Source organism: Pseudoalteromonas piratica, from assembly GCF_000788395.1.
Lineage (GTDB): Bacteria > Pseudomonadota > Gammaproteobacteria > Enterobacterales > Alteromonadaceae > Pseudoalteromonas > Pseudoalteromonas piratica.
This window is the reverse complement of sequence record NZ_CP009888.1, coordinates 872,501-895,593: the sequence shown is the minus strand read 5'-3', so window position 1 is coordinate 895,593 and position 23,093 is coordinate 872,501. Positions and strand designations below refer to the sequence as shown.

The 23,093-nt window shown below is 41.0% G+C and carries 22 protein-coding genes and 2 rRNA genes (1 of these 24 cut by a window edge); 10 read left to right on the top strand and 14 right to left on the bottom strand.

Features of this window, described 5'->3' with window-relative positions:
* Window positions 1-30: 30 nt before the first annotated feature.
* On the bottom strand, window positions 31-825 hold the full coding sequence (locus tag OM33_RS04040; RefSeq protein WP_038639048.1) for a UDP-2,3-diacylglucosamine diphosphatase: 795 nt from the start codon (window positions 823-825) through the stop codon (window positions 31-33).
* 91 nt (window positions 826-916) lie between these two features.
* Window positions 917-1,633, bottom strand: coding sequence for a membrane protein (locus OM33_RS04035; protein WP_038639045.1), 717 nt, complete (start codon window positions 1,631-1,633; stop codon window positions 917-919).
* A 113-nt stretch (window positions 1,634-1,746) separates the two neighbouring features.
* Here OM33_RS04035 and OM33_RS04030 point away from each other — a divergent pair, with 113 nt between their 5' ends.
* The 5 genes from OM33_RS04030 (at window position 1,747) to OM33_RS04010 (ending at window position 7,260) form a co-directional block, all read left to right on the top strand.
* Complete coding sequence (locus tag OM33_RS04030; RefSeq protein ID WP_038639041.1) at window positions 1,747-2,124, top strand: hypothetical protein; 378 nt, start codon at window positions 1,747-1,749, stop codon at window positions 2,122-2,124.
* A 13-nt stretch (window positions 2,125-2,137) separates the two neighbouring features.
* Complete coding sequence (locus OM33_RS04025) at window positions 2,138-2,713, top strand: prepilin-type N-terminal cleavage/methylation domain-containing protein (RefSeq protein WP_038639039.1); 576 nt, start codon at window positions 2,138-2,140, stop codon at window positions 2,711-2,713.
* A 172-nt stretch (window positions 2,714-2,885) separates the two neighbouring features.
* Window positions 2,886-4,700, top strand: a complete 1,815-nt coding sequence (locus tag OM33_RS04020) for an assimilatory sulfite reductase (NADPH) flavoprotein subunit (RefSeq protein WP_038639036.1) — start codon at window positions 2,886-2,888, stop codon at window positions 4,698-4,700.
* Window positions 4,701-4,755: 55 nt separating this feature from the next.
* Window positions 4,756-6,474 (top strand): assimilatory sulfite reductase (NADPH) hemoprotein subunit, encoded by a 1,719-nt coding sequence (gene cysI / locus OM33_RS04015; RefSeq protein WP_038639032.1) that lies wholly within the window; start codon window positions 4,756-4,758, stop codon window positions 6,472-6,474.
* 45 nt (window positions 6,475-6,519) lie between these two features.
* Window positions 6,520-7,260 (top strand): phosphoadenylyl-sulfate reductase, encoded by a 741-nt coding sequence (locus tag OM33_RS04010; protein ID WP_038639029.1) that lies wholly within the window; start codon window positions 6,520-6,522, stop codon window positions 7,258-7,260.
* Here the strand turns inward: OM33_RS04010 and OM33_RS04005 are convergent.
* The 3 genes from OM33_RS04005 to OM33_RS03995 form a co-directional block, all read right to left on the bottom strand.
* Complete coding sequence (locus tag OM33_RS04005) at window positions 7,257-7,991, bottom strand: substrate-binding periplasmic protein (protein WP_038639026.1); 735 nt, start codon at window positions 7,989-7,991, stop codon at window positions 7,257-7,259. The genes OM33_RS04010 and OM33_RS04005 overlap by 4 nt on opposite strands.
* Before the next feature lie 102 nt (window positions 7,992-8,093).
* On the bottom strand, window positions 8,094-8,330 hold the full coding sequence (locus tag OM33_RS04000; RefSeq protein ID WP_038642990.1) for a hypothetical protein: 237 nt from the start codon (window positions 8,328-8,330) through the stop codon (window positions 8,094-8,096).
* A gap of 81 nt (window positions 8,331-8,411) precedes the next feature.
* Window positions 8,412-8,849, bottom strand: coding sequence for a PaaI family thioesterase (locus OM33_RS03995; RefSeq protein WP_038639023.1), 438 nt, complete (start codon window positions 8,847-8,849; stop codon window positions 8,412-8,414).
* Between the two features lie 131 nt (window positions 8,850-8,980).
* Between OM33_RS03995 and OM33_RS03990 the strand changes: the two genes are divergently transcribed.
* Window positions 8,981-9,751: a hypothetical protein gene (locus tag OM33_RS03990; protein ID WP_038639020.1), complete on the top strand. Its 771-nt coding sequence runs from the start codon at window positions 8,981-8,983 to the stop codon at window positions 9,749-9,751.
* A 39-nt stretch (window positions 9,752-9,790) separates the two neighbouring features.
* Here OM33_RS03990 and OM33_RS03985 read toward each other — a convergent pair whose 3' ends face one another.
* Entirely contained in the window at window positions 9,791-10,021 is a 231-nt protein-coding gene (locus OM33_RS03985; RefSeq protein WP_038639018.1) for a hypothetical protein, read from the bottom strand.
* A gap of 160 nt (window positions 10,022-10,181) precedes the next feature.
* Between OM33_RS03985 and msrA the strand changes: the two genes are divergently transcribed.
* Window positions 10,182-11,426, top strand: a complete 1,245-nt coding sequence (gene msrA / locus OM33_RS03980; RefSeq protein WP_038639015.1) for a peptide-methionine (S)-S-oxide reductase MsrA — start codon at window positions 10,182-10,184, stop codon at window positions 11,424-11,426.
* A gap of 8 nt (window positions 11,427-11,434) precedes the next feature.
* Here msrA and OM33_RS03975 read toward each other — a convergent pair whose 3' ends face one another.
* A complete protein-coding gene (locus OM33_RS03975) occupies window positions 11,435-12,124 on the bottom strand; it encodes a DNA-3-methyladenine glycosylase I (RefSeq protein ID WP_038639012.1) in 690 nt (229 codons plus the stop codon).
* 234 nt (window positions 12,125-12,358) lie between these two features.
* Here OM33_RS03975 and OM33_RS03970 point away from each other — a divergent pair, with 234 nt between their 5' ends.
* Window positions 12,359-12,826, top strand: coding sequence for a GNAT family N-acetyltransferase (locus tag OM33_RS03970; protein WP_038639008.1), 468 nt, complete (start codon window positions 12,359-12,361; stop codon window positions 12,824-12,826).
* Here OM33_RS03970 and OM33_RS03965 read toward each other — a convergent pair.
* The gene (locus OM33_RS03965) at window positions 12,803-13,639 is read right to left on the bottom strand and encodes a LysR family transcriptional regulator (protein WP_038639006.1); all 837 of its coding nucleotides are present in this window, start codon (window positions 13,637-13,639) and stop codon (window positions 12,803-12,805) included. The genes OM33_RS03970 and OM33_RS03965 overlap by 24 nt on opposite strands.
* A gap of 111 nt (window positions 13,640-13,750) precedes the next feature.
* Between OM33_RS03965 and OM33_RS03960 the strand changes: the two genes are divergently transcribed.
* Window positions 13,751-14,404 (top strand): glutathione S-transferase family protein, encoded by a 654-nt coding sequence (locus OM33_RS03960; RefSeq protein ID WP_038639003.1) that lies wholly within the window; start codon window positions 13,751-13,753, stop codon window positions 14,402-14,404.
* 42 nt (window positions 14,405-14,446) lie between these two features.
* On the opposite strand, the gene OM33_RS03955 is transcribed toward OM33_RS03960, so the two are convergent.
* The 3 genes from OM33_RS03955 to OM33_RS03945 form a co-directional block, all read right to left on the bottom strand.
* Window positions 14,447-16,591 carry a S9 family peptidase gene (locus tag OM33_RS03955; protein WP_038639001.1) on the bottom strand — a complete coding sequence of 715 codons (2,145 nt, stop codon included), beginning with the start codon at window positions 16,589-16,591 and terminating at the stop codon, window positions 14,447-14,449.
* 82 nt (window positions 16,592-16,673) lie between these two features.
* Complete coding sequence (locus OM33_RS03950) at window positions 16,674-17,123, bottom strand: 3-phosphoshikimate 1-carboxyvinyltransferase (protein WP_234402722.1); 450 nt, start codon at window positions 17,121-17,123, stop codon at window positions 16,674-16,676.
* 3 nt (window positions 17,124-17,126) lie between these two features.
* Window positions 17,127-17,555 (bottom strand): Lrp/AsnC family transcriptional regulator, encoded by a 429-nt coding sequence (locus OM33_RS03945; RefSeq protein WP_038642983.1) that lies wholly within the window; start codon window positions 17,553-17,555, stop codon window positions 17,127-17,129.
* Between the two features lie 155 nt (window positions 17,556-17,710).
* On the opposite strand from OM33_RS03945, the gene yjeH reads away from it, so the two are divergent.
* Window positions 17,711-18,964, top strand: coding sequence for an L-methionine/branched-chain amino acid transporter (gene yjeH, locus OM33_RS03940; RefSeq protein WP_038638998.1), 1,254 nt, complete (start codon window positions 17,711-17,713; stop codon window positions 18,962-18,964).
* Here yjeH and OM33_RS03935 read toward each other — a convergent pair.
* From OM33_RS03935 to OM33_RS03925, 3 genes are all read right to left on the bottom strand, one after another.
* Window positions 18,961-20,460, bottom strand: a complete 1,500-nt coding sequence (locus tag OM33_RS03935) for a hypothetical protein (RefSeq protein ID WP_038638995.1) — start codon at window positions 20,458-20,460, stop codon at window positions 18,961-18,963. The two genes, yjeH and OM33_RS03935, sit on opposite strands and share 4 nt — an antisense overlap.
* Window positions 20,461-20,852: 392 nt before the next feature.
* Window positions 20,853-20,967, bottom strand: a 5S ribosomal RNA gene (rrf, locus tag OM33_RS03930).
* Window positions 20,968-21,104: 137 nt separating this feature from the next.
* Window positions 21,105-23,093 (bottom strand): 23S ribosomal RNA (locus tag OM33_RS03925) (it continues 892 nt past the right edge of the window).

Here is a 23,093-nt window from a genome sequence, read left to right as displayed (position 1 = left end):
GGGCTTCACAATTATTTAGAAGCCCTCATTTTAAGCTGCCTTTACTTCTTTGGGCTGAGCTAAATCAACCACCTTTAAACTGGTTTGAATATCAGACCAATGTAACAACTCTATTCGGCCGGCTTCATCTTCCACCAGCACAGTACAATTCTCGATCCAGTCACCATCATTGCAATACAAAACACCATCTATTTTTTTTATGTCCGGTTGGTGAATATGACCGCAAATAATCCCATCCACTCCTTGTTTTTTGGCTTCGTGCACTGCGGCATTTTCAAAGGCTGCTATTGCCTGTTTCGCTTTATGAATACGATTTTTAATCCATGATGCAAGCGACCAATAATGGCTACCAAATAAGCGACGAACGCGGTTATGCCAGCGATTAAGAAACAATAAAAAGTCATAGGCATTATCACCTATAATACTAATCAACTTGCTATAACGTGTTGCTGAGTCAAAATCATCGCCATGCACCAATAAAAAGCGCTTTCCAGTTTTTGCTGTATGGATAAAACTTTTATGCACTTCGACATTCATAAACGCTTCACCGACATAAGCACGAAAGGTGTCATCATGATTTCCAGGGATATAAATAACTCGAGTGCCTGAATTTGCTTTATGACGAATACATTCGAGCACTTGATAATGGCTTGGTTGCCAATAAAACTGCCGTTTCATCGACCATAAATCAATAATATCGCCAACCAAGTAAAGCACATCACATTCAGTGTTGGTTAAAAAATCCAGTAAGAAATCCGCCTTACAGTCTTTGTAACCTAAGTGAACATCCGAAATCCAAATGCAAGAATAATATTGCTTCGCCATAGCCGTTTCCTTATGTGTAATAAGGTTACGCTAAAAATATCCCGTGACAAATTGGCGGCACTTATAAGAAAACTTTATGACAGCAACCTAACTAATTTACCGCGACGCGCTTTCTTCTAAAGGGAGTATTTTGAAATAACAATAAAATGCCTGATAAACAAAATAAAACTGCGATGGTGGAAAAGCTTATCAATAATGGATTATTGAAATCCTCTCGTTCATCATAGTCCATAATGTGAAGCATCCAAAAGAAATCAAAGATACGCCAAATTGTGCTTCGCACAGTAATTACTTGGCCTGAATTAGCTTGTATATACAATGTGGTGTTGACGTTATCAGCAAAGTCTACGCGCCAAACATTGTTTTTATAGCCAACTTCCCTCGGCCCCTCTTTTAATAGTGATGCGGTCGCACGTAATTTTGTACTATCACCTAAATAATGAGCTTTTGCCTGTTTGATAATTTGCTGTTTGTTGGGCATGCCTAGCTTATCTCCCGTTTTGCCATGCAAATAAATTCGGTCTTCCTCACCGACCAATTCAATCACTGGGGTATCTAAGAAGTGTATAAAATTAATACTTTTCAATCCGATATCATATTGTTTGAATTTATTAAAATCACTTGTATATACATCTTGCAAAAAGGGATTTTCAAGCTGACGTTTTGCAAGGTGTTTGCCATGGACATATTCTAAAGGAGTTGCACTCATCACTAAGCCACCTAATAACCATGCAAACACTTGCAGTGCGAGTAAGTAACCTAACCACTTATGACATTTGCGCGCCAATTTAAACCACGACTTTTTCATTTTTATTCTCTTTTTATAGGTTTAGCTGTCAGGATAATGATCTGTGCGAAGCTAGAGATAAAAGCCAATCTAATGTAAAGTTAGCAATTACGCAATTACAGAGAAAAACATCAATGTCAGATATCCAATTTCTTAATGTCGACCTAGAAATCGAGTCAAAACAAGATATTGCCCAATTAGTATCAGACTTAGGTAAGTCGGCCATGGTACTTCACTACGACAAAGATGAAACGCGTCAGTTAGCGCGCATAGAGGCAAACATTGACGTCACTTCTCCTGATAGTGCAATTAACCACTTATGTGAACTTATTGAATCGTGCTCTCGCAACGCCTTGAAGCAATGGTTGACCTGCACTAAACGCACATTCGATATTGGTTTTCAAAGTGGTAGAAACCCTAAATGCTTCAATCAGGCTTTGCATGCAGATACCTTGCTTAGAATTTCAGCAATAGGTGCCGGTATTGAAATCACCCTTTACCCCGTTGAATAACAACGGGAGCATCATGAAAAGCCAAGGGTTTACGATTGTAGAGCTTATTATCGTAATTGTTATATTGGCAGTAATATCCATTACAGCAAGCATCTCGTTTTTATCACTTAACGAAGATGCAGAAGCTGCAAAAACGAAAGCACTTGCAGCTAACTTTAAACAAGCTGTTGATTTTGCAAAAACCAAATGGGCTATTGGCGGTAATCGTAATTACGTTGTCAATTTAACTAACTACCTTGATGGCAGTATTGATGTAAATGCTTTTGGCTATCCTGTTGGCGTAAACAAAGGTAACAATAACACTGGCACCATGGGCAGTCCTTTTCAAATTGGACGGGGCAACCGAGGTTGTGCTGATCTTTGGAACGCCCTACTTGAAGACGCGCCATCCATAGCGCATAACAACAATAACCAAGAGTATCGCTCTTATCGCTTTTCAAGTGGTTTAAACCCAATTACGCCAAGCGCAAGCGACAGTTGCACATATGTTTTACGCAAATTAGGCGACACTTCTGGCCGAAATAATGCGCTGATCAAAATTACCTACAATGCATCAACCGGCTCGGTTATTTTTGAAGACAATCGATAACTGCATTATTTTTTTGCAAAAATTATAAATAACTCTTCATACATTCCTTTTTGGAATAACAAAGCACTTTCTATTATTTTTTTCTTTGCCACGACATCGTTATATTTCACCATCAGAGAAGCACATCTAAGTGCTAATAAATTTAGCTTTCGGTTGTCGAGGAATAAAGAGCATGTTGTTAAGTCAACTATCGGCGCAAGCAAGTCCGCTTACGCCAGAGCAAGTACAAAAGTTACAAGCACTTACTGCTGAACTGAACCCAATTCAACAAGCTTGGGTAAGTGGTTACTTAGCAGCAAATGCCAATACAGCAGCATTATCAGGTCAGGTTGCGGGCGCAGCACCACAAGCTGGTGAAGCAGCTGCACTCACCATTCTTTACGGTTCACAAACAGGTAACGCAAAAGGCGTTGCTAACCAACTTAAAGCAGCTGCTGAAGCAAAAGGCTTAGCAGTTAAGCTTGTGAACATGGCTGACTACAAGCCAGCTCAACTTAAGAAAGAGAAATTTATTGCTGTTGCTGTTTCTACTTACGGTGAAGGTGAGCCACCAGAAGATGCTGAAAACTTGCACGCATTCTTAGCATCGAAAAAAGCACCAAAACTAGATGGCGTTAAAGTTGCGGTTATCGGTCTAGGTGATTCAAGCTACGAGTTCTTCTGCCAAACGGCGATTGATTTTGAAGAGCGCTTTAAAGCTCTAGGCGCAGAAACAGTAGTTGCGCGCGCTGACTTAGACGTTGATTATGAAGACCAAGCAACAGCTTGGATCGGCGGTGCGGTTGATGCATTCGAACCTGAGCTAAAAGCACAGTCGCAAGGCTCAGCACAAGTTATTCCGATGGCTGGCTTTGGTGCAGCACCAGCGCAAAGCCAATACACTAAGCAAAACCCATTTGCGGCAGAGCTAAGTGTGGTACAAAAGATCACAGGTCGCGACTCAACTAAAGACGTACGTCACATTGAAATCTCACTAGAAGGTTCTGACATCACGTATCTTCCAGGTGATTCTTTAGGTGTTTACTTTTTAAATGACGAAGCACTTGTTGATGAAACACTGGCACTGTTAAACATTGATGGCGCGACTGAAATCACGTTAGGTGAAGAAACCTTATCAATTCGTACAGCGTTAATTGAAAAACTAGAGCTAACTCAGTCTTACCCTGGTTTTGTTGAAAAGTACGCACAAGCAACTAACAACGCTGAACTATTAAAGCTAGTTGAAGATAAAGCTGCGATGCGTGAGTACATCGAAGCGCGTCAAATCTTCGATATCATCAAGCAAAACCCAAGCGATATTAGCGCACAAGATTTAGCAAACAGCCTACGCAAGCTACAAGCGCGTTTATATTCAATCGCGTCAAGCCAAGCTGAAGTGGAAGAAGAAGTACACTTAACGGTTGGTTTAGTTGAGTTTGATGCCTTTGGTGAGAAACACTTTGGTGGTTGTTCTGGTTACCTAGCACATCGTGCAGAAGAAGGCGTACAAGTTAAAGTATTTAGCGAGCATAACGACAACTTCCGTTTACCAAGCGATGATAACACGCCAGTTATCATGGTAGGCCCAGGTACAGGTATCGCACCATTCCGTGCATTCTTACAAGAACGTGATGCACGTGAAGCGGAAGGTGAGAACTGGTTATTCTTCGGTAACCCACACTTCACCCAAGATTTCTTATACCAAGTAGAGATTCAAGGCTATGTGAAGTCTGGCTTACTAAACAAAGTAGACCTAGCATTTAGCCGCGACCAAGCAGAAAAAGTATACGTGCAGGACCGTCTTCGCGAGAAAGGCGAGGAAGTGTTTGCATGGTTAGAAAAAGGTGCACATTTCTATATTTGTGGTGATGCAAACCGCATGGCGAAAGACGTTCACCAAGCACTTATCGACATTATTAAAGCCCATGGTGGCAAAGATGACGAGCAAGCTGAAAGTTACTTAAAAGAGCTTCGCAGCAACAACCGTTATCAAAAAGACGTTTACTAACAACTTGTTAGTACACCACTACACTGACCGTCACAGTAGAATTTTAGGATAAGCCATGAGCACAGATTACAAACCTAACAGCAAGCTAGACCCAAATGCTAAGTTTGCTGATAACGAAAGATTAAAAACGCAAAGTAACTTTTTACGCGGTACCATTGAAGCGGATTTAAAAGACCAACTTACCGGTGGTTTTACAGCGGATAACTTCCAGCTAATCCGTTTCCACGGTATGTACCAGCAAGACGACCGTGATATTCGTCCAGAGCGTACTAAGCAAAAGCTTGAGCCAATGCACAACGTGATGCTTCGTGCACGTATGCCAGGCGGTATTATCACGCCTAAACAGTGGTTAGCGATTGATGAGTTTGCTGGTGATAAAACCATTTACGGCAGTATTCGTTTAACAACGCGCCAAACATTCCAGTTCCACGGTGTATTAAAGCCGGGCATTAAAGAAATGCACCAAATGCTAAATAGCGTTGGTATTGATTCAATTGCAACTGCTGGTGACGTTAACCGTAACGTACTATGTACGACTAACCCAGTTGAGTCTGAGTTACACCAAGAAGCATACGAATGGGCTGCGAAGATCTCTGAGCACTTACTACCACACACCAAAGCGTATGCTGAAATTTGGTTAAATGGTGAAAAGACTGAAACAACAGAAGAGCCAATTTTAGGTTCAACTTACTTACCACGTAAGTTCAAAACCACAGTGACGATTCCACCAAACAACGAAGTAGATGTTCACGCGAACGATTTAAACTTTGTTGCCATTGCAGATAACGGCAAACTAGTTGGTTTTAACGTACTTGTTGGTGGTGGTCTGGCGATGACGCACGGTGATGTAAACACTTACCCACGTAAAGCGGATGATTTAGGTTTCATTCCACTTGAGCACACGCTAAAAATTGCCGAGCACGTCGTATCTGTTCAGCGTGATTGGGGTAACCGTGTTAACCGTAAGAACGCAAAAACGAAATATACCCTTGATACTTTCGGTACAGATACGTTTAAAGCAGAAGTAGAAAACCGTGCTGGCGTTAAATTTGAAGAAAGCCGCCCATATGAGTTCACACACCGTGGCGACCGTATCGGTTGGGTAGAAGGCATTGATGGTAAGCATCACCTAACACTATTTATCCAAAGTGGTCGTATTCTTGATTACCCAGGCCAACCACTGAAAACAGGTTGTCGTAAGATTGCAGAAATTCACCAAGGTGATTTCCGCATGACGGCTAACCAAAACTTAATTGTTGCCGGTGTGCCAGCGGATCAAAAAGACATTATTGAGAAAATCGCTCGTGAGCACGGCTTAATTGACGATTCACACTCAGAGCAACGCTTTAACTCTATGGCATGTGTGGCATTACCGACTTGTCCACTAGCGATGGCTGAAGCTGAGCGTTACTTACCTGAGCTTATCGAGAAAACAGAAGCGATTTTAGCGAAGCACGAAATTCCGAATGACGACATCATTATGCGTGTCGTAGGTTGCCCGAATGGTTGTGGTCGCGCCATGTTAGCTGAGATTGGTTTTGTCGGTAAAGGTCCTGGTAAATACAACGTTTACCTAGGTGGTAACCGTGAAGGTACGCGCGTACCTAAGCTTTACCTAGAAAATGTTGGTGAAGATGTTTACCTACCAGCATTAGATGAATTAATTGGCCAGTGGGCCAAGGAGCGCAACGAAGGTGAATGTTTTGGTGACTTCGCTATCCGTAAGGAAATCGTTGCCGAAGTGAAAGTCTCTAAAACAGACTTCCACGCTTAAATAAATTTCAGGGTGGCATCGCCGCCCTTGGTTAGGAATTTACGTATGAGTGAATTTAAAAATATTCTAACGCTAGATAAAGAAAGCCAGCAGGCACTCCTTGCTGATGCAAATGGCTTTTTAGTGGACAAAACAGCTGAAGAGCGTGTTGCGTGGGCATTAGAAAATTTGCCAGATACTCACTTTTTATCGTCTAGCTTTGGTATTCAAGCTGCTGTGATGTTACACCTAGTGACATCACAAAAGAAAAATATACCAGTGGTATTAACTGATACCGGCTATTTATTTCCTGAGACGTATCAGTTTATTGATGAGCTTACAGAACGCCTAGCGCTTAATCTAAAAGTGTATAAGTCTGAGTTAACCCCAGCTTGGCAAGAAGCTAAATACGGCAAGTTATGGGAACAAGGTGAAGCGGGTATTAAACAGTATAATACGCTTAATAAAGTTGAGCCGATGACGCGTGCACTGAAGGAACTTGATGCAGGTACGTGGTTTAGCGGACTGCGACGCCAACAATCGTCTACCCGAGCAGATAAGCAAGTGCTTGAAATCAGCCGTGGTACAGTGAAAGTGTATCCACTTATTGATTGGCACAGCCGTGATGTATATCAGTATTTAACCAAGTATGATTTACCATACCACCCGCTTTGGGAGCAAGGTTATGTGTCTATGGGTGATGTACATACTACACGTAAACTAGAGCCAGGCATGACAGAAGAAGAAACACGTTTCTTTGGACTGAACCGTGAATGTGGCTTACATACTGACGGTGGTGGGATTTAACTTTTTTTTGCTAAAAAGTGATGCGACACCATAGGCAAATTATTTTTTGCCAACCATGCTTGGGTGAGTTGCTGTAACTCACCACTTGCATGCATTTGCTCAACAACTTTATCAAAATCATCTCTAAGCTTTTTGTCCTTAAAGATAATTTTCGAGCCCTCATTGTGCAATAAATCCAAAGCCATAAACTCTTCTACCAACCCCATGGGTTTAGCAAAACGATAAAACTTTAACCAATCTGCAATTAGTATATCTACTTTATTTGCCAGCAACATTTTATTAATTGCGTATTGATCGCCACTTTCAAAATATCGCGTTTTCTCGTTATTAATGAGTGTATTGTAATCTGTTCCAAAGTTTAAACTTGCACCAGAAAAGCTGGCGATGCGTGCGCCTTCTAATGCCAAAATATGCTGTGCACCTTGCCATGCACTAATTCGCCTTAAAATAGCTCTGTTGTAAAAAAATAAACGATGCGCCGATACATAGCCTTCGCCAGAAAAATCACCGGTCCAGTTTATCGCGAGGTCGACACGATTCTTTTGGTAATACCGTTTAATTGCTTCATTAGAAACATTGATGTATTTGGGGTTTAACAATAATTTACTGAGAGCAGAAGTGATTAAAATCTCATAAAGCCCTTGTTTATGGACTTGCGTATCAGCCCTAAAATAAGGCGCAAAATTTCCCGCTGCAATTTTGATATCACTTGCAGCAAGATGAAAGCTCATTATTAGACAAAGAATACTAATGTATCTGGTCACAGCGTAAATTATGTTTTAAAAGATATAACACTAAGTATGACGTAAAATAGCGAAAGGTAATAATGCATATTATTGCTTATGCTTATTTCTATGCTCAGCTGTTACCCAAATAAATGTCAGATACATTTTCGTAGGAAGAGAAAGGATAATACCAAAGGCATAACACCCACCGCCAATCATCATGCCTGTTATTCCCATCGTTTGTTCGATGTGAGCAACATTAATTAAATAATAACCCAAGCCGATTAAACACAAACCAAGCACAATAACCAGTTTAAGCAGTGTAATTAGGTTTTTTTCACTCATTGGCATATACCCCTAGCTAAGATATATGCCAGTGAAAGTTAAAATGCTAGCGCTAATATCCGCTAACTAGATATAGATCAATTATCGCCGCTCAACCACAGCAGCAGTCATTCTCGAGATACAGGTCAACTCACCGGCTTGATTGGCAATTTTTACTTCCCAAACAGAAGTGCGCTTACCTAAATGAATTGCTCTTGCTGTGGCGTACACCATTCCTTTGCGGGCAGCTTTAATGTGATTGGCATTGATTTCTTGTCCCACACAATAATATTTATCGGTATCGACAACAAAATTGGCAGCATAGCTCGCAACGGTCTCAGCAAGCACCACGTTAGCGCCGCCATGTAACATCCCTATCGGATTATGATGGTCTGGTGTAACGGGCATACTGGCTACAAGGTAGTCATCGCCTATTTCACAAATTTCGATACCTAAGGTGTTCATTAAACTCCCTTTACCATTTAACCCTTTATCCAATTGGTCGCATAATGCTTTATCTATCTCTTTAAACCAGATCATATAAGCTCTTTTTAATGTTTTAGATTTTTAACTATGTACTATTTACAATATCTAACAATTTTCAACAGTTACATACTTATCACGTAGAAATTATTTCATTAAGCTGCAGACAAAAAGGACGACCCAAAACCATGAAGATTCTACTGCCCTTTGCGCTGCTCTTTGCTTCAAATGCTGCCTTAGCGAATGACTCAATTCAACATCAAATCGACTTTGGTGTATCCGACCTTTATGACTTTGATGATCATTTTGTAGGGTTAGCTTATACCTATTTATTTGAAGATATCGCAAATGTAAGAGGTCCTCATAACCTAAAAGCCTACATAAACCGCATCGATAGCCTTACCACTCGCGCACTCGTATTAGATGAGTTTTATGATATTGATGTAGGTTACACTCATTATTTTGACAATAATTTAGTTTTCCGTGGTGAGGTTGAATATGCTCGTGATAACCACTTTGATGATCACTATGTAAGAGTTGCAGGTGAGCTGGGCAACCACATCACCCCCAATTTACAGTTAGGTGTTGGCGCGACCTACCTTTACCGCAATGAAACAGATTATATCGGCAATCAAGACTCAAGTAATAATTGGCGCCTCTCGCCCTACATTCGCTACACAAAAATCATGAATGGTCAGGGCTGGGACTTTGTATTTAAACAAATTTCAGGCAAAGAAAGTTACTATCAGGGACGAGCAGATTATTATTTAAGTGAGAATTGGTACGTAGGAATTCAGGCTGTTGCGCAAACAAATGACTTTGACAACAATAATACGGAGTTGCAAACCCAGTATTGGTTTAATCCACATTTATCATTCAGCTTTGGCTTGGGCGCAGGTCTTGGCAACAATGATTCAGGGTTCAACTCGGTCACACTATTAGTAACTTCTCGCTTTTAACAAAATGCGCATGATAACTCATGCGCAAAACATGTGTTTTTAATTGTTTGCAAAACGATCGTATTGTTTTGGTAAGGTGTGCTGTTTTTCTTTTACACTGATATAAACCGTACTTTCAACCGCTTCCCACGAACCTGTCACCGGATTAATTTCCCAACTGGTATGTGTTTCCAGTTCGGTAACCGGTGTGTAGCTTACATCCATTGTGGCATTGCAGCCCGCTAATGATAATGCCGTTACTGCCATAGCCATTGAAATTAGTTTTTTCATAAATACTCCCGTTTGTTTGCTAGCCATCTTAAAGTCAAGCAGCCCTTTTGCAGCCGTTTATTGATAAACGGTTTATTTTGATGTTTAACGGCCATGAATTTAAATCGAGCGATCTCGGGTCTTATCTTTTACGTAGTAAATAATTTAAGAAGGCAAAAATATGAACTATCTATTTTGTTTGAGCCTGTTTTTATTAAGTTTTACCAATCTTGCTCAGGCTGCAAGTTCCCAAACAAATCACACTGACTCAATTGTATTAGGTTCGGGTTGTTTTTGGGGCGCTGAAAAACGATATGAAGCACTTGAGGGTGTCATTGATGCTGTAAGTGGTTATGCCGATGGCAGTGGCTTTAAAGCGACCTATCGCAATATCATTAAGAAAAGTAATAAATACAACCCAGATAACTATGCGGAAGTGGTCAAAGTGACCTTCAATAGTAATCAAATAAGTCTAGAAAAAATACTGCAGCACTTTTACGAATACCATGACCCGACTCAGGTCAATCGTCAAGGTAACGACATAGGTACGCAATATCGTTCAACTATTCTATATAATTCTGAACAACAACAAGCTGTTGCAAAAAAAGTTACTCGACAATTTCAATCATTACTTAGCAAAGCCGGTTTCGGTAAAATTGCCACCAGCATAAAACCGCTCGAGACATTTTATGCAGCAGAAGAATATCATCAAGATTATCTAGCCAAAAACCCTAATGGATATTGCCCTGATTTACGAACAGGAGTGACATTTAATCAGCAAACTGTCGCAAAACTTGATAACAGTGCATTGCTAGAGGGTAAGCAGATTGTGGTAGTTGATGCGCCATTCTGCCCTTATTGCGAAAAGTTTAAAGCTGAAACAGCTAAAGGGTATGCTGGCTCCATCCCTCTCACCTTTAGAACAGCCGATCAACTTCATGATCTGAAAATTAAAACACCAACATGGGCAACTCCAACGATTATTTTGTTAGAGCAGGGAAAAGAGGTCTTTGCACGCCAAGGTTATGTCGCACGTGATGAGTTTTACAAAATTGTGGGGGCATTTAAGCTCGGTGAAAGCGAAGCGTTTAATGTTGCGTTTAACAAAGGCACTGACAACCGTTTTTGCAAACAGTATGAAATTTTTAAAGATACGCCAGATGGTATGTTTATTGACAAACTCAGTGGCGCAGCCTTATTTGATACACGAGATCGTTTTAATTCGGGTACCGGTTGGCTCTCATTTACTAAACCAGTGGACGGTGCGGTATACGAGAAGCCTGATCATAGTTTTGGAATGAAGCGCACTGAAATTCGTGCAGTGGAATCAGATATCCATTTAGGCCATGTGTTTGGTGATGGCCCAAATGGTCAGCTGCGCTATTGCATTAATGCAACGGTATTAGAGTTTGTGCCGCGCAGTTAACTTAATCGCTAACCGATACCGACTACATTGTCGCCACAGCTAAATGAAACTATTTGGCTGAGCTCTTGGTAACTCAAACCACTTTGCTGTTGCAATTCATTGAAAAAACTCTGAATTGCAACCAGCGATTTTTTCGTTTGTAAGCCACCATCAATAATTTTATGGCTGCGCAAATAGCTTTCACAATCTCGCGATAGTAAAAAGGTATCTTTACCAAGCACTCTCAGAGCATAAGGCCCGGTGTTTCCACCTAACCGTGCTCCATGTTTTTTAAGATATTGCCAAAGGCCAATAATATCTTCACTTGGCCAATCCGCCACAAACTGGCTAAAACTGCCATGCTGACTAGCAACGTCGTGAATCATATAAGCATTGGCCTGTACTGTTTGTACTTTTTTATAATTACGCACAATGCGCTCATCGCTGGCAGCTTTTTCTTGTTGCTCAGGTGACATCATTAATAATGCTTCAACATCAAAACGCCAAAAAACCTCTACAAAACCAGGCCATTTTTTCTCGATTACTGACCAGTAAAAACCACTTTGAAAAATCTTTTTGGTAAACTCAGATAACCATGCTGAATCTGGTAATTGGGCTACTTGCTTATTACTTAGAGGTTTTGACAGTAGCATTGCTAATTTGCCTTCGCCACCTTTACGTTCAGCGGCACGTAAATAAATATCGTTAAATTTTTCCATAACTCACTAGCTATCATAAATTTTATTAAGCTTAACCTCAGAGCAAATTAAGATGCAAGGCTGACGCTTAAGAACCGAGCACAAGTTGCACCAAAAGGGAGCAAAATTTATCGTGCTCTCATTCACTCACCCATTGTCACAAGCTACCTACCAATAAAAACAATAAGTTAAACAATGTGAAGATTTGGCATAGTAGATGAATAGCGTGATTGGATTATTTATAGAAGACTTTTTATGCACATTAAAATTGATGATTTATCCAGCTCTTCGGTGATTGCGTTGCTACAGGAACATTTGGACGACATGTATGCCACTTCACCTGCCGAAAGCGTTCATGCACTTGACCTTAACGCACTCAAACAAAGTGACATTACATTTTTTAGTGCTTGGCATGGTAATACCTTACTGGGCTGTATTGCAATAAAGCACCACAACACAGCATTCGCTGAAATAAAATCAATGCGAACAGCAAAACAAGCCCGCGGCCAGGGTGTTGCGTCAAGATTGCTGCAACATGTTATTGAGCTTGCCATGGCAAAACACTATCAAGTGTTATCGCTTGAAACGGGCACACAGGACTATTTTCAAGCCGCACGTAACCTTTATACTAAATTTGGGTTTGTCGAGTGCGGCCCTTTTGCAGACTACCAAGCTGATCCTAACAGTGCATTTATGACTTTATCGCTCAAAGCTGTCGCCTAACTGTTGCAATTGTGATTGTGAGATAAAGCTGCTCGTGTGCATATTATTAATGAGCACAATGAAAATCTCAGGTAAGTCAGGTAATTGACTATCACACAATTCAACTAAATCACCTTTACTTAGGCTTGCCATTGCACCAATCGCAAGCCCTGCTTTTACTAACCCATGCATTGCTGCAACACTGCCACTCATCGCTATTAATTTGAACTGCTTAGCCTGTTTATGCAGTCCCTCAATCGCCGCATGGTGAAAACGACAGTCTTGTTGAAATGTGACAAGCGGTAATGGTGTTTGCTGTGCTAAACGGGTATCACCATTACATACCCATACGCCACGATCTCTTGCGATGACGATACCTTCTTCACTGTCGAAAGAACGCGTAACTATGCCTAAGTCGAGTTCGCCACTATCAAGTTGTTCTCGAATAAGGTTACTAGGCAAACAGCGAATTTGAAGATCTAGATCTGGCCACAATACATGCATTTTTTTTACAACCTTGGGGAGAATTGTATCCGCATAATCGTCAGGACAACCTAACCGGATACGGAGTTTTGAATTGTGCGATTTAATTGCATTTAACGTGCTATCGTAATGAGTTATAAGTTGTTTCGCATGACCAACGAGTTGGTGTCCTTCTTTCGATAGCAAAAGGTTGCGACCACTTTTTTCGAACAAGCGCTTTCCTAAATCTTGTTCTAACTTTTTCATCTGCATACTTACAGCTGATTGGGTGCGATTAACCTGTTTCGCAGCACGAGTAATACTGCCCGTTTCGACAAATGCCAGTAAGCTTTTTAATGCATCGATTTCCATAACACATCAACTAATCTGATAGATAATATAAAAATTATGCGCTATTCAGTTTTTAAATAACACTATACATTTGGCGTTATACATAAAATAAATACAGAGAAGTGAACCATTATGGACTTATATATTGCCAATAAGAACTACTCGACTTGGTCCCTAAGAGCTTGGATTTTATTAAAGAAATTTAACCTCGATTTTACTGAACACAATTTAAAATTAGAAACCCCCTCTTTTATTGTTGCACTAGAGAATATCGCACCGATCGCCAAAGTACCTGTATTAGTAGATAACACTATAACCGTGTGGGATTCCCTTGCTATATGCGAATACATCAATGAAACTTATTTATCAAACCAAGGTTGGCCAAGTGATCCCTCGCACCGTGCAAAAGCCCGCGCATTGACCGCTGAAATGCATTCTGGGTTCAATTCTCTGCGCAATCAACTGCCAATGAATATTCGAGCAAACCGTAAGGTAGAACTAACACAACAAAGCTTAAATGATATTGCACGCATCGAACAAATATTTAGCGAACAACATGCACAATTTGAACAACAAGGTGGCTGGTTATTTGGTGAATGGAGCATTGCGGATGCGATGTATGCCCCCATTGCACTGCGCTTTAAAACCTATGGCATTTTACTTAACGCCACGGCAACAGCTTATATGGATAAAGTGTTAAGTTGCCCTGTTCTTGCACAATGGATTGATGATGCGTTAGCTGAAAGCGATATTGTCAGAATGGATGAGGCTGGGGTAGAAGTTTAAAACAATAAAGAAAAGGGGCTATTAGCCCCTTTTAAGAGTGACTTACTTATTAAGTAAATCTAGGAAAAAGGCATACTCAAGGGCTGTATCATTAATGCGCTTGAAACGACCTGATGAACCGCCATGACCTGCTTCCATATCGGTTTTAAATAGCAACAGGTTATTATCAGTTTTATATTCTCGTAGCTTGGCGACCCATTTCATTGGCTCGAAGTACTGTACTTGAGAATCATGTAAGCCCGTTGTTACTAGCAGGTTCGGGTATGCTTGGCGCTTAACTTGGTCATAAGGCGAGTAACTTAACATATAGTCATAATAAACTTTGTCATTTGGATTACCCCACTCATCATACTCGTTAGTCGTGAGCGGAATCGATTCATCTAACATCGTAGTTACCACATCAACAAACGGTACATGCGCAGCGACGCCTCGGTATAACTCAGGTGCTTGGTTGATGACTGCGCCCATTAACAGGCCGCCAGCACTTCCACCTACAGCAAATACTTTATCTTTCGCACCATAACCTTTTTCAACAAGTGTTCTCGTCACATCCACAAAGTCATTAAAGGTATTCTGCTTAGTTAATTTTTTGCCATCATCATACCATGGACGACCTAGCATCTCTGAACCACGAATATGGGCGATAGCGTAAACAAAGCCGCGATCGAGTAAACTAAGTCGTGATGTTGAGAAAGTCGGATCAAATGTAGCGCCGTAAGAACCATAACCATATTGGTAAAGAGGGTTTGTACCATCTTTCTTAAACTTATCTTTTCGGTAAACCAATGAAACAGGCACTTGTTTCCCATCTCGCGCCGCTACCATAATGCGCTCAGAAGCGTAATTATCAGCATTGAAGTCGCCAAGTACTTTTTGCTCTTTCAATACTGTTTTTTCGCCGTTTTCTAAAGCATATTCAAACACACTTGAAGGTGTTGTCATGCTGGTGTAGTACAAACGAACGGAAGAGTTATCAAGCTCATTGTTACCGTACATTCCCGCAGCAAATGCTGAATCTTTAAAGTTTAGTTTGTACTCTTTGCCAGTATTTAATTGGCGCACAGTAAAGTACGATAGACCATTTTCACGTTCTTGATAAACAAGGTGATTGTTGAACAGTTCAATATCTTCAAGTTTAACGTTATCACGCGCAGGGATTACTTCCTGCCACTTTGCTTTATCACCAATATTAGCTTCATCTACTTTCATTAATCGAAAGTTCACTGCATTTAAATTGGTTTTGATGTAAAAGTCTTTGTTAAGTTTAGCAATGCTGTATTCATGCTTTGCTTCACGAGGAATAAAGCGTTTTGGTGTTGCGTTAATATTATTTGCATCAAGAATAGAAACACCACTTGCTTCAGTGCTTGAGTGATGGATATACACGAGTTGGCCATCTTTACTCTTACTGATGTAAGTGTAATAAGCCTTGTTTGATTCTTCGTAAACTAACTCATCTTGGCTTTGCTCTGTGCCAAGAATATGTCGATAAACTTGGTAACCAAGCAAGGTTTGTGGATCTTTTTTAATGTAGTAGAAAAACTTGTTGTTATTTCCCCAAACAACATCACCCTCGGTGTCTTTGATTTCGTCTTTTAAGTATTCACCCGTTTCAAGGTTTTTAATACGAATGGTATAAATTCGACGACTAACAGTATCTTCACCGTAGGCCAATAATTTGTTATCTGGACTTGCAGATAAGCCTGATACGCTAAAGTAATCGTGATTTTTTGCTAGCTCATTAACATCGAGTAGCACTTCTTTGTTGTTACCAGCTAGATCTTTTGCACGTGTATAAATGCGGTATTCATTGTTACCGCTCACTTCGCTTCCGTAAAAGTAATCACCTTTTTTAACCGGTACTGATTGATCATCTTTAACGATGCGGCCTTTTATTTCATCAAATAGCTGAGATTGAAGACTCTCAGTATGCTTTAGCTGCTGTTCGGTGTAGCTATTTTCAGCCTCTAAATGTACAAGAATTTCAGGATCTTCACGTTTATCATCACGCATCCAATAATAGTTATCAACACGTGTATGACCATGTGTAGTGATTTCAAAGGGAATTTTTTTTGCAGTTGGCGCAACAATACTAGCATCTTTTTGTGAAGCACTATTATCAACAGAGCAAGCAGCAAGCACTGATGCTGATACTAAACCCAATGCGAGAGTTTTTGTTATTTTCATTGTTTATCCTTTTCCTGTAACCCTCTCATGCTATATCAGCAATTTATAGATAACTATCCCTTTACGTAACCAAATGTTAATGCTACCCCAGTATGTTCTCTTTGAACCAACTCCAAATTCCAAGTGAAAAGTTAGGGAAAAGATCAATCCCCATGGCTGACTTAATCAGATAAAGAAGCAGCAATCCCATTAATGAACAAAAAGTTAAAAAGCCACTCATCAACAAAGATTGAATGAGTAAGTTTCTTCTTTTTTCAGAGCGCGATAGTTCCCTGCGGTTTCTACCAGCGACGAATACATAATAATAACGATACGAAAAAAATGAGATAGTGCTGCGAAAATCAATTTGATGTTTGCCCCAGCTTCGCGCTCCTAAAGCGACACGTAAATTTGCCAATTGTTCTTCTGTAAAACTATGTTGTACAGAATCCGGCATTCTCTCGAGTAAACTGCGTATCGCAGGATCCTCTCTCAGTAAACTTCTTGCTTGGTTATTTTCTCTTTCTAAGTCGTGATCAAAGTGTTGCATCATGCATTACCCTAAATTGTTTATCCATTCACTCATAACAACATGCGTTTTAATCTTAACAATATCTGGCTCTGCATCTAGGTATTCACGTATTTCATGTAAACGCTGCATTGAATCTGTTTGAACAAATACGAGCAAATCCATATCACCAGTTATACCGTGACAAGTAAGCACTTCAGGGATGACTTGAAATACTTTTACGATATTTGAACAACGCGCACATTGATGTTGAATTTCAAAGTATGCTGACACTCCCGCTTTTTGCGATTCACTGAGTAATACCTGATACCCTCTAATTTGACCATTTCGTTCAAGCTTCTTAATTCGTTCAGTGACCGCAGAGCGAGATAAGTTCACAGCATCGGCGATGGCAGATACGCTTTGCCTAGCATTTATTTTCAATTGGGCGATGATCGCCTGGTCAAACTTATCCATCTGCATACAAATTCCTCATTCAATCAATATTTTTGTTGTGCTGGTTAAAACCGTCATTTTAACGGCATATGTAACATATTGCCTAGTAACTCAATCAGTATGAAAGTTTAAAAATTCTTATACTAACGCTATCAACTTACTCTCGCATTATCTCTATGAATATTAATAATAATGGCATTGGACGCTGGCAAGGTGCTGGCATGATGGCAACTACTTTGCTAGGAACTGGGGTATTTATACTGCCGCAACTAACCGTCGAAATGTCGGGTAGCAATGCAATATACGCTTGGTTATTACTGACCTTTGGGTTACTCCCAATCACCTATATATTTGGCAAACTATCATCAATTCATCCTCACTCACGAGGGCCCGCTTATTTTGTTGAACAAGCATTTGGCGAAACAGCGGGGCGCATGATTGGTTTAATGTTTCTGTTAGTCGTACCTATTGGTACACCTGCAGCAGTCATTATGACCTTTCAATTTATCCAGGGCATGATTGCCATCAATGGCTTGCAGCTTCTGTTCGCGGAGTTAAGTGCACTAGTTTGTCTTTATTTGTTAAATCGTAAAGGCATTCACGTTTCAGCAAAATTACAGTTTCTACTCACTTTAGTAATCATTACAATTATTATGCTGTTATTTTTATCGAGTAACGGTCAAGTAAATACAGTCACACCTGCCTATACTCATTTTGAATCTAGCCTAGTATTTCAAGCTGCAGGATTAGCCTTTTGGAGCTTTTTAGGTGTTGAAGCCATGTCTCACCTGGCGAATGAATTTAAGCGCCCAGCTAAAGATGTAATACCTGCAATGATAATTGGCAGTGCGCTTGTCGGCATTGTTTATGTAATCTCTACAGTGTTGGTACTCAACCATCCTAATGACGCTAAACTGGCTATCGTAGGCGTGTTTGATCAGTTTTTTGATAATGGCAGCTATATAATTGGCATACTAGGTGCGGCAGGTGGCCTTGCGACTATTAATGTTTACACAGCTAGCTTAGCTAAGCTCGTTGCAAGCTTTGCCGAACAAGGGGTATTACCAAAGGCATTAGCTCATACGAATCAACATAGGGTGCCGCACCGTGCGTTATCAACCGTTTTATTGATTATGGCCATAGTGTTAGTTATTACACATTTTACTGGGCAAGACTTAGAAGATTTAATCAATTGGGTGAATGGCGTTTTTGTTTTGATTTACCTCGCAACAATGGCATCAGCATGGGTATTAATTAACAAAAAACATAGGCCAACAATAGTACTCGGCTTTTCAGCATGCTTTGCTTTAATGTTTGGCATAGGTCCACATATGATTTATGCCATTCTATTAATCGCCATTCTGTTGCCTCTTGTGAAATGGCAAAAAAGAAAAATTTTGCCAAATCAACAAGTGAGTAAATTAACTTAAATCTGCGATAAATTACTTTGCTTTATGGTGCCATCTTTCTTCCAAAAAACTAAAGCTGGCACTTGAACTTCCCATACTTCATTAGCATTCCATACATATGGCGGTTGGTATCGTTGTGTAAAGATCGCCTCATCTATGCCTGAATTTTCTCGTGTGGAATCAAAGTATATATTGGTACTTCGAACAACCAATACCTCGCTCTGACTCAACGATTGAATATGATTACGAGTAATTTGTTTAACATAGGGTTCTTCTGGGTTCTTTGGAAACAATGAAGAAACAATCCCTTTTTCAATTTGCTCAGTATCATTGGAAATAAAATAGATACCACTGCCTAATGGAAAGCGTCCCACCATTCTTAGAAAAAGTGCACAAAAGTTGGCATTATATTCACCTTGCTTCATGCCATCTTTGAGAATGTCATACGCACGATACATATTACGGTAATCGTATTCTTCCTTTGTCGATAACATAAATGATGCGTAAACCATAGGTATACGAATTAAGTCTCGTAGCTCTGGCCCCTGATTATCAAAATCAAGTAACTGCTTCATAAACTCTAACTTCGCATTTTCCACTGCGAAAAATTCGTCACGCTCTTCTTTTTTGTCAAAACGCTTTTGTGGCAAGCCTACGCCCTGACTAAGGTATAAATAGGAGTGACGTTTAATACTTGAGAGTAACTTATTGCGCTCTTCAACATCTAGCAAACGGAAACGATTACCTTGATAAATTGCTTCCGCATGTGGTGAATAAGAACCGATATGACGTAATAATGTGGCTTTTACAATGGGCTTCAATACTTCCTCACGATAAGCCATTTTCTGCTCTTTAGAGAAAGGTTTATGATCATGACGTTGCATTAAGCTAACTTTGTCATCACCAATGACATCGCTCAAGGCTTGCTTTAAGTAAGGAGATTTATACTGATAAAATAAACGTGTTTCCTCAAACAGAGCAACGGTTAACGCAGTAATATAAATAGGTTTGTTTTTTTCATTACGTGTACAGCGTACAGTCTCATTCGGTAATGGTGTTGATAACACCATAGTGCCTAAAAACTGGCTAAATATTTTTGGTCCATCAAGTAAATCAAGAATGTTGTCAATGAGCTTTTCCAGCGCGATATAGCGCTCACCACGGGCTTTTAAGCGCTCCGTAGCGATTTGCTTAATTCGCAATTCACCTTTATCTATTTTTTGATGTAACTTTTCAAGATAACGCTGTGCAGAACGTTGCCCTTTGATTATGGGCAGCTTACCTTTTTCCTTTTTATAATTCTCAACTATATCAATATGCTCTTGATAAGCCGTATTTTTCTTCTTTATCTGTGCAAGTTCAGCTTCATATTCGTAATGTGATTCAAAAAACACAGAGGCTTCTTCCAACATCTTTCTGTAGTCAAATTGGAACTCTGATATTTTTTTCGAGATCGCACTCGCCATATTAGGAATAGCGGACAATCGATCTGTTTGATACTGAATAAAGCGTTTCATATTTTTATTATATTATTTTTGGCAATACTTTTCCGCGCACAAATAAAGTAGGAAGCGGTACTTTACTTTTATATCGGCATAAAGAAGTCAATTATTACAACAAAGTTAGCTAATGTTAATCAGGGGAAAGCCTGACTTAACAAGCCTAGTAGCAATTCAATACTACTATATTACGTTTATAAGACATAAGAAAATCAGTCCTACTTTTTTAGAATGTGCCTTTGCTAAGCTAACTTAGCTAAAAACGGATAGGTAATTTACAGGAAAATTAAAGTAGCTCATTCAGGATCGTAACTTCCACTCAGTTACAAGGGTGGCTATAACACAGTGACCTTGCTTAGCCCAGAACGCAAAAAGCCCGCTCATTGAGCGGGCTTTTTACTTAATTAGGAGCTTGGCGATGTTCTACTTTCACATGGGCGAACCCACACTATCATCGACGCTGTTTCGTTTCACTTCTGAGTTCGGCATGGGGTCAGGTGGTTCCAAAACGCTATAGTCACCAAGCAAATTCGGTTGACTTAAGAGCTTGTCTTAAATCTAAATCTGGAAAGCTTTTTTTAAGTAAATGTCTACTTTAGTATTTGTCTCTTTTTTTCAGAGACTATTCAACTTCTAACGAGTCTAAACCACTTTGGCGTTGTATGGTTAAGCCTCACGGGTAATTAGTACGAGTTAGCTTAATGCCTCACAGCACTTCCACATCTCGCCTATCAACGTTGTAGTCTTCAACGGCCCTTCAGTTAACTCAAGTTAAAGTGAGAACTCATCTCGAGGCTCGCTTCCCGCTTAGATGCTTTCAGCGGTTATCGATTCCGAACGTAGCTACCGGGCAATGCAATTGGCATCACAACCCGAACACCAGCGGTTCGTCCACTCCGGTCCTCTCGTACTAGGAGCAGCCCCTCTCAATTCTCAAACGCCCACGGCAGATAGGGACCGAACTGTCTCACGACGTTCTAAACCCAGCTCGCGTACCACTTTAAATGGCGAACAGCCATACCCTTGGGACCGACTTCAGCCCCAGGATGTGATGAGCCGACATCGAGGTGCCAAACACCGCCGTCGATATGAACTCTTGGGCGGTATCAGCCTGTTATCCCCGGAGTACCTTTTATCCGTTGAGCGATGGCCCTTCCATTCAGAACCACCGGATCACTATGACCTACTTTCGTACCTGCTCGACGTGTCTGTCTCGCAGTTAAGCTTGCTTCTACCATTACACTAACCGTACGATGTCCGACCGTACTTAGCAAACCTTCGTGCTCCTCCGTTACTCTTTGGGAGGAGACCGCCCCAGTCAAACTACCCACCAGGCACTGTCCACAACCCCGATTCAGGGGCCTATGTTAGAACATCAACACTACAAGGGTGGTATTTCAAGGACGGCTCCACACAATCTAGCGACTGTGCTTCAAAGCCTCCCACCTATCCTACACATGTAGGGTCAATGTTCAGTGCCAAGCTGTAGTAAAGGTTCACGGGGTCTTTCCGTCTAGCCGCGGGTACACAGCATCTTCACTGCGATTTCAATTTCACTGAGTCTCGGGTGGAGACAGCGTGGCCATGGTTACACCATTCGTGCAGGTCGGAACTTACCCGACAAGGAATTTCGCTACCTTAGGACCGTTATAGTTACGGCCGCCGTTTACCGGGGCTTCGATCAAGAGCTTCGCCGAAGCTAACCCCATCAATTAACCTTCCGGCACCGGGCAGGTGTCACACCCTATACGTCTTCTTTCGAATTTGCAGAGTGCTGTGTTTTTAATAAACAGTCCCAGCCACCTAGTCACTGCGACTCTCGTCCGCTTAGAGAGCAAGTCTCATCACAGATAAGAGCGTACCTTCTCCCGAAGTTACGGTACAATTTTGCCTAGTTCCTTCACCCGAGTTCTCTCAAGCGCCTTAGTATTCTCTACCTGACCACCTGTGTCGGTTTGGGGTACGATTCGAAATAATCTGAAGCTTAGAGGCTTTTCCTGGAAGTATGGCATCAACAACTTCCACTCCGTAGAGTGTCGTCTCGTATCTCAGCCTTAGAAACCCGGATTTGCCTAAGTTTCCAGCCTACATACTTTCACATGGACAACCAACGCCATGCTTGTTTAGCCTGCTCCGTCCCCCCATCGCAATTATTCCAAGTACGGGAATATTAACCCGTTTCCCATCGACTACGCCTTTCGGCCTCGCCTTAGGGGTCGACTCACCCTACCCTGATTAGCATGGGATAGGAACCCTTGGTCTTCCGGCGAGCGGGTTTTTCACCCGCTTTATCGTTACTCATGTCAGCATTCGCACTTCTGATACCTCCAGCATGCCTCCCGACACACCTTCAACAGCTTACAGAACGCTCCCCTACCCCGCGAATAAATTCGCAGCCGCAGCTTCGGTGGTATGTTTAGCCCCGTTACATCTTCCGCGCAGACCGACTCGACCAGTGAGCTATTACGCTTTCTTTAAAGGATGGCTGCTTCTAAGCCAACCTCCTGGCTGTCTGGGCCTTTCCACATCGTTTCCCACTTAACATACACTTTGGGACCTTAGCTGGCGGTCTGGGTTGTTTCCCTCTCCACGACGGACGTTAGCACCCGCCGTGTGTCTCCCGGATATTACTTATTGGTATTCGGAGTTTG